Below are 12,602 nucleotides of genomic sequence, written 5' to 3'. Positions count from 1 at the left end.
CACAGAGGGGTGGCGCTACATCGAGGTCTCCTCCGGTGACAGGTAGGAGCAGAAGACGCCGTCCGGGTCGTACCGCGTCCTCAGGCTCCCCAGGCGCTGCCAGTCGTCCGCGGTGAAGGAGCGACGGGCACGGGACGATGCCGCGGTGAGGTCCACCTCGGCGATGTAGTGCCCCGTCCCGAGGGGTTCCACCTTGTGCATCGCTTCCCGCAGCCAGCCGATGTTGGCGGCGTCCTGGCGGGGGTCGTCCCAGACGGCGTAGGGAACGACATAGCTCTCCCCGAGCACCGAGAAGGCCATGTCCGGCGACGGACGGCCGGCCGGCGAGAACGGTGCGAGGACCAGCGATCTGTTCGAGGGAGCCGAGTCGACGACATCCGCGAGCTCGCCGAGCAGCGCGGGGAAGCCGGCGTCCGACCACAGGGTGTCCGCCGCGTAGCGCAGTCGCGGAGGCCACATGGCAGCGGAGGAGTCGTACAGGGCCTCGAACGTCGTCGGCTCGTCGAGTCGGCGGGAGAGGGAGTTCCGGCGCAGGGGACACTGGCGCAGCGGCAGGAGGAACTCGCCGGCTTCCTGTCGCGACGCGGCGAAGGCGGTACCGGTGACAGCCACCACTTTGGGGCCCGGCTTCGTCCCGGGGCCCGCCGTTTCGAGGGAGAAGCCCAGCTCGACGTTCGGGGACAGCCCAGCGGCCAGTTCGGTGGCCCAGTGCGTCACCTCGGTGAGGTTCGCGAGGGGGAAGGTCCACCTGGTGCTCGTGATCGCGCCGGGGTGGGGATACAGCCTGAGGCGGAAAGCGGTGACCGCGGCGAAGAAGCCGGGACCCGCTCCCCTGGCCGCCCAGAACAGGTCCTTGTGCTCGCTCTCGCTGCAGGTGACCGGCTCCCCGGCCGCGGTCACGGCTTCTATCTGCTCGACACCGGCGCACGCCGGCCCGCGGGCACCGGAATTCCAGCCGAGCCCCCCGCTGAGAAGGTATCCGCCGACGGCGACGGACGGGCAGTGGCCTGTAGGGAAGGCGAGACCGTGACGGCGGAGTTCCGAGGTGAGCTGCAGGCCCGTGACGCCGGCCTGGACCGTTGCCGTCGCGGAGGCGGGGTCGACGGTGCAGCCGCGGAGCCGGGAAAGGTCGATGAGCATGCACCCGTCGCGCAGGGACGACCCGCACCAGCTGTGTCCCCCCGACCGTATGGCGACCCGGAGCCGCTGGGACCGGGCGAGGCGCACCGCTTCCACGACGTCATCGGCCGACGCCGCGCGGACGATGACGTCCGGGAACCGCGCCGGCGTGAGCGCGTTCCACACGACGGTCCTGCGGATGTCTTCGTAGCCGGCGTCGTTCCGCCGTACCGACAGTTCCCCGAGACCGCGCATCCGCGGGTAGCGGCTCATACGGCACTCCTTGCCCCGGCACCCGCGGCCCGCTGCACACCCCCGGGCAGCCAGGGCGGTTTGGACCCTTACAGCCTACCTCGCAGCCCTCAGACGGTGAGACCGAACACCACGAGGAGCGCTGCGTAACACACCACCACGACGGCCGCCCCCGCCAGGTCGGTGCGGCGCGAACGCGGTCGGCCGGGTGCCAGCCAGAAGGCCAGGGCGCGGTTGACGACCAGCGGCATCAGAAGCCAGGTCAGAATCGCGACACTCAGCACGTTCGAGATGAAAAGGCCGAGGCACCCGGCAACGCCGGCATGTGTGAGGACACGCCCTACGGTGAGGTCGAGCACCATGACGGTGGGGTAGAGCGCGAGAAGAACCGACATGGCCTGCTTCCAGTCGGGCGGGACACCCGCCTGTCCCCCTTCACCGAAGGGGAACCATCCGCTGAAGGCCGACGCGATCTTGCACACGTCGTAGCCGGCGAAGTAGTCACGCCCCTCGTCCAGCAGTTTCCTGCGGACGTCCGACTGCAGCCACTGGTCGAGGTGTTGACGGGTGTCGAACCGGAACACGACGACCCAGTGGTCCTGGATGTCCTCGACGGGTGCGAAGAGTTCGGAATTTTCCGTAATCGACCGGAACGCCTGAGCCGGTGCGGAGTGGAGGTCACCATGGGTCACAAGGAGTTCATGGCGGAAGCGGTACGGCCGGCCACGGAGTCGGTGGAGCATGACTGGGGCGGCCCGTTCGGCGCCGTGCTCACCCGGGACGGCGAGATCATCGCCCGCGGCCAGAACCGTGTCCTCCTGACCGGCGACCCGACGGCGCATGCCGAATTAGAGACCGGCTTCGACGACGCCTTCCAGTACGAGGACTTCCAGAAGCCCCTGGACCAGCGTCGGATCCACATCGAGCAGCTCCTCCCCGAGCTGGGCGCAAGCGCATACGAAGCCTGGGAGACAAAGCCCGACCGACACGCCTACGGAAAGGGCCCGCGCCGGAGCACATCACCGGCCCGGTCCTGGCCCAGCGCGAACAGGCCGTCTCCCACAGGGACCTGACGTTCCATCAGAACGAGTTCGGTTGAGCGTCAGGACCGCTGTGCGCCGCACCGGCGGAGATCGGGGCCCAACGCTCGTCGGCCTCCGCATCACGAGCCGGAACCGCACGTCAGGGATGTGCGGCCGGCCAGCGGCGTACTCCGCGTCGCGCGCCCGCGGAAACACGTCGACGCGCCTCCACCCGGCAGCAACGCATCTCCCGCCCGTCAATCGTCCGCAACCCGGCAACCATTCCGCGGCGGTCGGCCACTGCTCGTCGAGACAGCCGACCTGGACGATCCGGAGGAAGAGATGTTCCTGCCCAGCCGTCGTACCGCACGTCGTACCGCAGCCGCCGCAACAGCCGTCCTGGCCACGGCCGTTACCGCCCTGCTCGCCCCCGGCTTCTCGGCCGCCGGCGCGTCCGTGGCGTTCGACGGCGCGGTCGGCTACGGCGCCGGAGCCACCGGAGGCGCGGGTGGGACGACGTACCACGTGACGAACCTCGACGACTCCGGCAGCGGGTCCTTCCGCGACGCGGTGAGTGCCGCGCACCGCACCGTCGTGTTCGACGTGGGCGGCTACATCACGCTCTCGTCGGCCGTGTCCGTGGCCTCCGACATCACCATCGAGGGCGACACCGCGCCCGGCCAGGGCATCGGTCTGCGCGGCCGCGAGGTGTCGTTCTCCAACTCCTCGAACGACATCGTGCGTTACGTGCGGTTCCGGGAGGGCACCCTCGACCCTGCGAGTGGCAAGGCGAGTGTCGCGCTGGCCGAGGCGAGCGACATGATCTTCGATCATGTGTCGGTGGAGTTCGCGAAGTGGGACGACATCGACGCCGTCGGCGCCACGGACATCACCGTGCAGAACTCGGTCGTCGCCGACCCGATCGGGCAGAGGTTCGCGGCGCACACCGAGGGCGGGCCGTTCACCTGGTACCACGACGTCTTCGCCAACGCGCACAACCGCAACCCGCTGGCCAAGGCCGACACCCAGTTCGTCGGCAACGTCGTCTACGACTACCAGGGCGGGTACACGGCCGGGAACTCCGGCGGGACCTTCCTGCACGACGTGGCCGACAACGCCTTCGTGGCCGGGCCGGTCACGGGTACGCCGTCCAACGCGTACTACCAGATGGCCCACCAGTCGGTCTGGAACAGCGGCAACCTCCTGGACCGTGACGCCGACGGCAGTCTCGGCGGTTCGGCGCTCGGCGTCGGCGCGGGCGCCACGAGCCTCGACTCGCCCTGGTCGCCCACCACTCCGTCGCTGACGGCCGCCGCGGGCAGCGCGCAGGCCGCCTACGCCTACGACATCGCCCAGGCCGGCGACCTGCCCCGGGACGACGTCGACTCCCAGGTGATCGCCGATGTCACCTCGCTCGGCGGCAGCGGTCACCTGTGGTCGTCACAGACCGAGACGGGATTGGACAACGACGGGTACGGGACCATCACCGGCCAGGGCCCGTCGCCGACCCTGGGTGTGAGGTGACCGGTCCTCAGCCCCGAGGGATGAGTTCGCGGGCGACCAGATCCGCCTGCACCTGTTCGAGGTGCGAGATCTCGTGCTCCGCGGGGTTGGTGCCCGTCGAGGTCGGGGCGGTCACGCCGGCGAGTGGGTCGTCCGTCCTCGGCGTGCTGCGGGTGAGTACCGTGCCGATGCCGGGGGCGGCGGCATCGCGGGCGGTGAGCGGGGGCAGGTTCCAGCGCTGCTGGACCGTCCTGAGGACCGAGGTGTGATCCAGCGGGGTAGCGCCTTCGGGCACACGGAAGACCGTGCCCGGCTCTATGAGCGGGGAGACCAGGACGGTGGGCACCCGCACACCGAAGCGGGTGAAGCCGAAGCCGAACTCCCCGGCCGAACTGTCCGGCGGCACCGCCCCGTCGGGGGGCGGCACATGGTCGTAGCAGCCGCCGTGCTCGTCGTAGGTGATGATCAGCAGGGTGCTCGCCCAGGCCGGGCCGTCGCGCAGGGCCCGGTAGACGTCGAGGATGAGCTGTTCGCCCAGGGCGACGTCGTAGTTGGGGTGCTGGCTGTTGCCGGTGGAGCTCCAGCCGGGCTCCAGGAAGGTGAACGCGGGCAGGGTGCCGCCCGCGGCGGCGGTCCGGAAGCCGGGGAACAGGCCGAAGTGCGAGTCCGGCGCCTGCGCCGTGTCGGGGAAGTTGCCGCGGGTCAGGGGCTGCTTGTCGTAGCCGTACACCGCCCAGTCGAGGCCGTGGTCGGAGAGCCGGCCGAAGATGCTGGGGACGGTGAAGGTGTGGGTGGCGTCGTCCATGTGGCCCTGGCTGGTGCCCGCGCACGCCAGCGCCCGGTTCGGCAGGGTCTCGGTCGGCGCCGACGCGAACCAGTGGTCGGCCACCGCGAACCCCCGCGCCAGACCGGCCAGTACCGGCAGCGCCTGCGGGGTGAAGCAGCCCATGATGTCCGCGGAGGTCGTCCCCGGGTAGATCGGCCGGTGCTGCCGGGCGCGCAGGACCAGGGTGTCGGCGTAGTCGGTGACGAAACCGTCGTTCGTCGGCGCCGAGCCGCCGGGCGTCGCGGTGCCGAACAGCTGCCTGTTGGTGGGCTCGTAGCCCTCGCCCGGGTCCGCGCCGGGCATGAAGTAGGCGCCCGCCGCGGTGCCGTCGACGCGGAACACCGTGACGCTCTTGCCGTTCTCGTCCGGGTTGGACTCGGTGCCGGTGAGCCCCTCGTACGGCTGCTTCGACGGCGACACGTTCCCCTCGTCGGTGTAGAGCCAGCCAAGCATGTGGTCGAACGAGCGGTTCTCCAGCATCAGCACCACGATGTGCTCGACGGCCGCCAACTGTCCCGTGTCTTCCGGCATTTCACGCCTCCCCGGAGCGCCGCACCGTCGCGGCGGCGTGCTGATTCCCCCATTGCGGCGATCCGCAAACCGGCCTTGCCTCGTCTTTTCACTCCTGTGAACCGAAGTTGGCCGAAGGGCATCGGGCGTTTCGGCACCCTTGCCCCCTGACGCAAGTGGAATCGGCGTCAACCGGCCACCCGGACAAGCGTGTCGGGTGACCCGAGGTCGAGTGGAGCGGTCACCATCCGCCACCACACCCCTGGTCACAGGCCCGTGGTCGGCCTCCGGCGCCACGGTGGGCGTACGCCGGACAGGCGGCCGGAAAGCCGCCTTGTGGCCGCGGGCGGCACGTCGCAATACTCGTCGACGTTCTGATCCTGGCATGATCACGCCAGCAAATCAGGCTGGTTCCCATGCCCTCCCCGACCCCTCCGGCCCCGCCTGCCGAGCAGACGGGGCACCCCCCTCAGGAGGCTCCACACGTGACGAACCGTCCGACATCCACCGCCCGCCTCACCCTCGCGGGCACGGCCGCGGCGGCCCTCGCCGCCACCGCCGTCCTGCTGCCCGGCGCCGGAGCGGCCACCGCCGCGCCCGCCCAGGTGGCCCACCAGGCCAGGGTCGCGGCGACCCTCGCCGCCCAGCTCGGGAACCGCGCCGCCGGCTCCTACTACGACGCCGCGTCCCGGCGGCTCGTGGTCGACATCACCGACGCCTCGGCGGCCCCGCAGGTCCGCGCCACCGGCGCCGTACCGAAGGTCGTGCGCTACTCCACCCCCCAACTGCGCACAGCCATAGCGGACTTGACGAAGCAGGCCCGGATCGCCGGCACCGCGTGGGCGATCGACCCCCGGCAGGACAAGGTCGTGGTCACCGCGGACCCCACGGTCACCGGGGCGAAGCGCACCCGGCTCGACGCCGCGGTCGAGGCGCTCGGCGGCAGAGCCGTCCTGCGCCACACGGCCTCGCCCTTCAAGCTGAAGATCGCCGGAGGGGACGCCATCTGGGGCAGCTCGGTGCGCTGCTCCCTCGGCTTCAACGTCACCGTGAACGGTGCGCCCTACTTCCTCACCGCCGGCCACTGCGGCAACGCCTCCTCGACCTGGTCCGACAGCCAGGACGGCTCCGAGGTCGGCCAGACCGTCGACTCCCAGTTCCCGGGCACCGACTACGCCCTCGTGCAGTACGACGACTCCGGTTCGTCCCCCGCCAGCGAGGTCGACCTGTACGACGGCAGCACCCAGCAGATCACCGGGGCCGCCGACGCCTACGTGGGCGAGTCGGTCCAGCGCAGCGGCAGCACCAGCGGCCTGCACAGCGGCTCGGTCACCGGCCTCGACGCCACCGTGAACTACTCGGAGGGCTCGGTCTCCGGCCTGATCGACACGAGCGTGTGCGCCGAGGCCGGCGACAGCGGCGGCGCCCTCTTCGACGGCGGCTTGGCGATCGGACTGACCTCGGGCGGCAGCGGTGACTGCAGTTCGGGCGGCGAGACGTTCTTCCAGCCGGTGACGGCGGCGCTGAGCGCGGAGGGGGCGACGATCCCGTAGGCCACCGGAACCGCCAAGGGCGGTCGCTCACTTCGGTGAGCGGCTGCCCCTGCCTTTCGGAGGCTACGACAGGCACAGCCGACGGCAGACGCCCGGTACGCCGTCTCCGCCGAGCGGTCCCCGGCAGCCTCCCTTCAACTGCCGCTTCAGCGCAGGGATTCAGGGTGCCGACGACAACTTGTTACCCGGGCGTAGCGGATGTCCATCCGCCCCCTCTAGGCTCTGCGCGACCACCGAGCACCATGAAGGGATCTGGCATGCTCATGATCCGCCGAAGAATTCGGGCCGCACTTCTGACGGCCTCGGCCCTCCTGCTCGGTGCGGTGGCGATGCCCGCCGCACACGCCGACGACGTCGGCGGGCAGACGCTGGCCGGGGTCTCCGGCACGGGCATCCACAACACGTACGACGACGGGTCCACGTACACCTACCTGGCCAACGCCCTGGACACCGGCACCTCCCTGGTCGAACTCGACACCTGGCACAACGTGTTCACGGGCAAGTGGAACGTGAGTCACAGCAACCCGCTCGGCAGCAGCAACAACTGCGTGCAGGCGAGCACGGCCGCCGACCTCTACACCGGCGACCGCAACCAGAACCTCGACAGCTGCCTCGACGACATCCGGATCTGGCTCCAGGCCCACCCCACGAGCCACCCGCTGATGGTCAAGATCGAGATGAAGAACGGGTTCTACAGCACCCTCGGCATGACGCCGACCACGTTCGACACCTACGTCAAGGCGCACCTCGGCAGCGTCCTCTACACGCCCGCCGACCTGCTCACCAAGAGCGACGGCTCGCGGTACGCGGATCTCGACACCGCCGCGAAGGCCAACAACTGGGCGAACTACGGCTCGCTCGCCGGCCACGCGATCGTGGAGATCATCCCCGGCACCTTCGAGCAGGCCGTCAGCTCCGCCTCCTCGTGGTCGGACGTGGTCTACGCCCAGCACCTCAAGGACCTCGCCGCCGCGGGGAACATCAGCCAGGCGGCGGTCTTCCCGAGCGTCCTCGGCGCCCAGGCCGTCGACCCGCGCACCCGCTACAGCGACACCACGCTGCGCCCCTGGTTCGTGGTGTTCGACGCGGACGCGGCCGCCTGGGTCGGCGACGGCAACACCGAGTGGTACAACACCAACCACTATCTGACGGTCGTCACCGACGCCTACGACGTCTCGCCCGCGCTGAGCTCCTCCGCGCCCTCACTGGCCGACGCCCAGGCCCGGGTCGCCCTGCTCGCCGCCGACGGGGCCTCGTACATCTCCTCGGACTGGATCACCGCCCCGGCCAACGGCGTCCTCAGCGACGTACTGCTCCGTGGCTGACGCCCGGCGCCCGCACGCGCTCCTGCGTGTCCTGACCACGGGTGCCGCGGCCCTCGCGCTCGCCGTGTCCGGCCAACTGGTTGGCGCGGCGGGGGCGGTGGCCGCGACCGACCCCGTGCCGCTGGTCAACCCGTACATCGGCACCGGCGGCAACGGCGACTTCAGCGCCGGGAACACCTTCCCGGGCGCGGACGTGCCGCACGGCATGCTGCAGTGGTCGCCCGACACCTCGTCACGCCCCAAGGGCGGCGGCTACAACTACGCCGACTCGGCCGTCTCGGGCTTCAGCCTCACCCATGTCTCCGGGGTCGGCTGCGACGCGGCCGGGGACCTGCCGATCCTGCCCGTGGTCGGCTCGCTCGGCTCGGACCCCGCCTCGACCACCGAGTCCTTCGCGCACTCCGCCGAGACGGCCTCGCCCGGCTCCTACTCCGTCGGCCTGGGCAACAGCACCGGCGTCGCGCTGACCACCAGCACGCATGCCGGCATCGGCCAGTTCACCTTCCCGTCCTCCACCCAGGCGAGCCTGCTTCTCAAGGTGCAGGACACCCAGACGCCGTACGCCTCCTCGACGCTCGGCCTGTCCGGCGGCAACACGGTGACCGGGTCGATCACCAGCACCGGCTTCTGCGAGGACACCACCCCGATCACGCTCTACTACGCGGTCACCTTCGACCACCCCTTCACCGCCACCGGCACCTTCACCGGCGGCGAGTACCTGACGTTCGACACCACGAGCAGCAGGACGGTGGAGGCCCGCGTCGGCATCTCCTACACCTCGGTGGCGGAGGCCGCGGCCAACCGGGACGCCGAGGTGACCGGCAAGACCTTCGCGGCCGTCAAGTCGGCGGCGGCGTCGGCATGGAGCGCCGAGCTGTCGAAGATCGCCGTCACCGGCGGCACCTCGGACCAGCAGAACGTCTTCTACACCGCGCTCTACCACGCCTCGCTCTTCCCGTCGGTCATCAGCGACGCGGACGGCTCGTACCGGGGCTTCGACGGCGCGGTGCACACGGTGGGCAGCGGCCACTCGGCGAAGTACGCCGACTTCTCCACCTGGGACACCTACCGCTCACAGGCCCAGCTCACGGCGCTGCTCGACCCGTCGGCCGCGTCCGACATGGCGCAGTCAGTGGTCGACGACTACCAGCAGGGCGGCACGCTCACCAAGTGGGGCATGGAGACCGCCGAGACGCACATCATGGTGGGCGACTCCGCCGTACCGCTGCTGGCCGCCTACTACGCCTTCGGTGCCCGGAACTTCGACACGTCGACGGCCCTGACCGCCATGGTCAAGGAGCAGACGACGAACACCGACGTCACCCCCGGCGTGACCTACCTGGACTCCTTCGGCTACCTGCCCACCAACTCGCTCTACGGCTGCTGCCACGAGTACGCCACGACGTCCACCCAACTGGAGTACGACACCGACGACTTCGCGCTCTCGGTGTTCGCGGGCGCGCTCGGCGACACCGCCACGCAGAAGAAGTTCCAGGACCGGGCACAGGACTGGGAGAACATCTACAACCCCTCCTCCGGCTACATCCAGCCCCAGCACTCCAACGGCCGCTGGATGGACGGCTTCAACGCCAAGCTGATCACCGGAACCTCGGCCAACGACTTCGCCGAGGGCGACGCGTTCACCTACACGCCGATGATCCCCTTCAACCTCGCCAAGCTGGCGTCGCTGGAGGGCGGCACCTCGTCCCTGGCGTCGTACCTGGACAGCGTGCTCGGCGGCTACCAGGGCCTGGGCAGTGTCATCGGCACCCAGTCCAACATGGGCAACGAGCCCAGTATCGGGCTCCCTTGGGAGTACGACTGGGTCGGACAGCCGTACAAGGCACAGTCCACCGTACGGGCCGTCCAGGACCAGCTCTGGACGAACACCGCCGGCGGCCTGCCCGGCAACGACGACCTCGGCGAGATGAGCGCCTGGTACGTGTGGTCCGCCCTCGGCCTCTACCCGGAGATCCCGGGCACCGCCGACCTGGCCCTCGGCAGCCCGATGTTCACCTCGGCGGTCGTCACGACGGGCAGCGGACACACGCTCACCGTCAACGCCCCGGCGGCGGCGGACGGTTCGCCGTACGTCCAGTCGCTGAGCCTCAACGGCGGCTCCTGGAACAAGGCGTACGTACCGGCCTCGTACCTCAGCGGCTCCGCGGAGCTGGACTTCACCCTCTCCTCGTCCGCCAACACCTCGTGGGCCGCCGCCGCTTCCGCTGCGCCGCCGTCCTACGACGGCACCCCGGGCACCGGAGTGGCACAGCCCAGCGGCACGCTCACCGAGACCGCCACCGGCAAGTGCGCCGACGACGCCGGCTCGGGCACCTCGAACGGCACCGCCATCCAGATCTACACCTGCAACGGCACCACCGCGCAGACCTGGAAGGTCGTCCCGGACGGCACCCTCCAGGTGCTGAACGACTGCCTGGACGTGACGGGTGGCGCGACCACCTCCGGCACGAAGGTCCAATTGCACACCTGCAACGGCACCCAGGCCGAGCAGTGGCAGGCGAACTCGTCCGGCGAGATCGTCAACCCGGTCTCCGGCCTCTGCCTCACCGATACGAGCAACGGTGCCACCGACAAGACCCAACTGACCATCGCCACCTGTACGGGCGGCGTCGGCCAGCGCTGGACGGTTCCGTCGTCCGGCTGACGCACGGTGAAGAAGCGCCAATGGAACACCAGGTGTGGTGTCAGTGGTTCCGGCGTTGTGCCGCGATGGCCGACCCCGGAACCGCTGCCGCGCGGGCCGATTCAAATCCCACCCCCGCCACCGGCTCCGGCTCCCGGTGACATTTCGTCACCGGGAGCCGGAGCCGTTCGGCAGCAGGGCTCCAAGTCGTACGCCGTCGCCATACGCATCCGGGTGCCTTCGCACGTCAACGGCGTCGGCGTCGACCAGCCCCAAGATGTCCCACCGGGCGGTAGGTAGCGAGGTCGGCGTCAGGAACGAGGGGCGGGCCTGCCGGTGAGTGTGCGCGGCAGCGAGGTGAAGCGAGAGATCACGGCTTCAGCGCCACGGCTCCCAGCTGGGGTACGACCGTGGGCTCTTCGCCGGGCTGCGGCCGCCACAGCGAGCAGGACACGAGCCCGGGCTCCAGGAGCGTGAGCCCGTCGAAGTACTGGGCGACCTCCTCGCTGCTGCGGGCGGTGACCGGCGGTTTGGCGTTGGCGTTCCAGAACTCCATCGCCTCCAGCTGGAGGTCGCCGCCGAGTTCGGGCTCCGTGGTGGGATGCGTCAGTACGAGGAAGCTGCCGGGGGGCAGCGCCTCCACGAGCCGACGTGCGATGGCCCGCGCCTCGTCAGCGTCAAGGACGAAGTTGAGGATGCCGAGCAGCATGAGCGCGGTGGGCTTGGTGAAGTCGAGTGTCCGTCCGGAGATGCGCAGAATGGTGTCCGGGTCGTGCACATCGGCGTCGATGTAGTCGGTGGCGCCTTCCGGGGCACTGGTCAGCAGGGCGCGGGCGTGCGCGAGCACGATGGGGTCATTGTCGACGTACACGATCCGCGACTCGGGGGCGATCCGCTGGGCGATCTCGTGGGTGTTCTCCAAGGCCGGCAGGCCGGTGCCGATGTCGAGGAACTGACGGATGCCGTGTTCCTCTGCCAGACAGCGCACGGCGCGGCCAAGGAACTGCCGGTCGGCGCGCGCGATGTCGCGGATGACGGGGATCATGCCGGCAACGTGATCGCCTACCTGCTGGTCGACCTCGTAGTTGTCCTTGCCGCCCTGCCAGTAGTTCCACACGCGAGCGTTGTGCGCCGTCCCGGTGTCGAGTCGCTGCACTCCGGCGGTGGCGCTCTGGTTCTCGCTCACGTCTTCCTCTCCTCGCACGCCCAAGGACCGCGTGAAACAGGGCACTTGCGGTCACGGCTGCGCTCTGGCACATCGGTGGGCGTCATTCTGCCGTACACCGCCACCGTCGCGCCCCGGAACAGGTAGGGCGGAGGACGATGAGATCCACCAGGCGTCCTCATGATCCGCTCCCGGCCGACCGGCTGATGCGGAACTCGGCTCACCCTGGGGAAGGTCGTGCACCCTTCCGGGGGAAGAGCGGGCCCGCGAGCCGGCAGCCAACGGCGACCTGGCACCGAAGGCTGAGCCGCCCGGCGGTGAACCCTCGTCAAGTGGCCGGACTGGCTGGCCCAGAAGGTCTGGGCGCGCCGACAAAGGGACCTGACGCTCTCTGGAGCTGCCCGATACAGCCCTCACCTGCTCAGGAGTTGGGTGTAGGCCCTGCCGGTTCGCGACCGGGGACTTCGCGGAGAAGCGGAGATCCGGGTTCGAGGCCCGGCGGTCACTTGTGGCTGTAGCTCAGCTCAACTGGTAGTGCCCCTTTTTTCCTTACAGTGGTGGGGGGGGGGGGGGGGGCGGGCGCGCGCCCCCCACCCCCCCAAACACAACCCCCCCCCCCCACCCGCCCACCCAGAACACGCAACCCCACACCAAAACCAACCCCCCCCCCCCAGACCCCCCGG

9 protein-coding genes are annotated in these 12,602 nt (G+C 70.1%); 5 read left to right on the top strand and 4 right to left on the bottom strand.

Going from position 1 to position 12,602, the window contains the following annotated elements; all coding sequences use genetic code 11:
• Window positions 1-15: 15 nt before the first annotated feature.
• Both ACIRR9_RS14765 and ACIRR9_RS14760 read right to left on the bottom strand, forming a co-directional pair.
• Window positions 16-1,392, bottom strand: a complete 1,377-nt coding sequence (locus tag ACIRR9_RS14765; protein WP_403751212.1) for an FAD-binding oxidoreductase — start codon at window positions 1,390-1,392, stop codon at window positions 16-18.
• 89 nt (window positions 1,393-1,481) lie between these two features.
• A complete protein-coding gene (locus tag ACIRR9_RS14760) occupies window positions 1,482-2,063 on the bottom strand; it encodes a hypothetical protein (RefSeq protein WP_403751210.1) in 582 nt (193 codons plus the stop codon).
• Between ACIRR9_RS14760 and ACIRR9_RS14755 the strand changes: the two genes are divergently transcribed.
• Together ACIRR9_RS14755 and ACIRR9_RS14750 are read left to right on the top strand one after the other, a co-directional pair.
• Window positions 2,055-2,444, top strand: coding sequence for a hypothetical protein (locus ACIRR9_RS14755; protein WP_403751208.1), 390 nt, complete (start codon window positions 2,055-2,057; stop codon window positions 2,442-2,444). The genes ACIRR9_RS14760 and ACIRR9_RS14755 overlap by 9 nt on opposite strands.
• A gap of 291 nt (window positions 2,445-2,735) precedes the next feature.
• Window positions 2,736-3,917: a hypothetical protein gene (locus tag ACIRR9_RS14750; protein ID WP_403751206.1), complete on the top strand. Its 1,182-nt coding sequence runs from the start codon at window positions 2,736-2,738 to the stop codon at window positions 3,915-3,917.
• A gap of 7 nt (window positions 3,918-3,924) precedes the next feature.
• Here ACIRR9_RS14750 and ACIRR9_RS14745 read toward each other — a convergent pair whose 3' ends face one another.
• Window positions 3,925-5,253, bottom strand: a complete 1,329-nt coding sequence (locus ACIRR9_RS14745; RefSeq protein WP_403751204.1) for an alkaline phosphatase family protein — start codon at window positions 5,251-5,253, stop codon at window positions 3,925-3,927.
• A gap of 464 nt (window positions 5,254-5,717) precedes the next feature.
• Between ACIRR9_RS14745 and ACIRR9_RS14740 the strand changes: the two genes are divergently transcribed.
• The 3 genes from ACIRR9_RS14740 (at window position 5,718) to ACIRR9_RS14730 (ending at window position 10,775) form a co-directional block, all read left to right on the top strand.
• Window positions 5,718-6,785, top strand: coding sequence for a S1 family peptidase (locus tag ACIRR9_RS14740; RefSeq protein ID WP_403751202.1), 1,068 nt, complete (start codon window positions 5,718-5,720; stop codon window positions 6,783-6,785).
• 263 nt (window positions 6,786-7,048) lie between these two features.
• On the top strand, window positions 7,049-8,110 hold the full coding sequence (locus ACIRR9_RS14735; protein ID WP_403751200.1) for a hypothetical protein: 1,062 nt from the start codon (window positions 7,049-7,051) through the stop codon (window positions 8,108-8,110).
• Window positions 8,103-10,775 (top strand): lectin, encoded by a 2,673-nt coding sequence (locus ACIRR9_RS14730; protein ID WP_403751198.1) that lies wholly within the window; start codon window positions 8,103-8,105, stop codon window positions 10,773-10,775. The genes ACIRR9_RS14735 and ACIRR9_RS14730 overlap by 8 nt, the downstream gene beginning before the upstream one ends.
• 349 nt (window positions 10,776-11,124) lie before the next feature.
• Here ACIRR9_RS14730 and ACIRR9_RS14725 read toward each other — a convergent pair whose 3' ends face one another.
• Window positions 11,125-11,940: an SAM-dependent methyltransferase gene (locus ACIRR9_RS14725; RefSeq protein WP_403751196.1), complete on the bottom strand. Its 816-nt coding sequence runs from the start codon at window positions 11,938-11,940 to the stop codon at window positions 11,125-11,127.
• Window positions 11,941-12,602: the final 662 nt, after the last annotated feature.

This window comes from Streptomyces sp. NPDC101234, from assembly GCF_044767525.1.
Lineage (GTDB): Bacteria > Actinomycetota > Actinomycetes > Streptomycetales > Streptomycetaceae > Streptomyces > Streptomyces sasae.
Note: the sequence above shows the minus strand (reverse complement) of the source record. Positions and strands in the feature narration are given on the sequence as shown.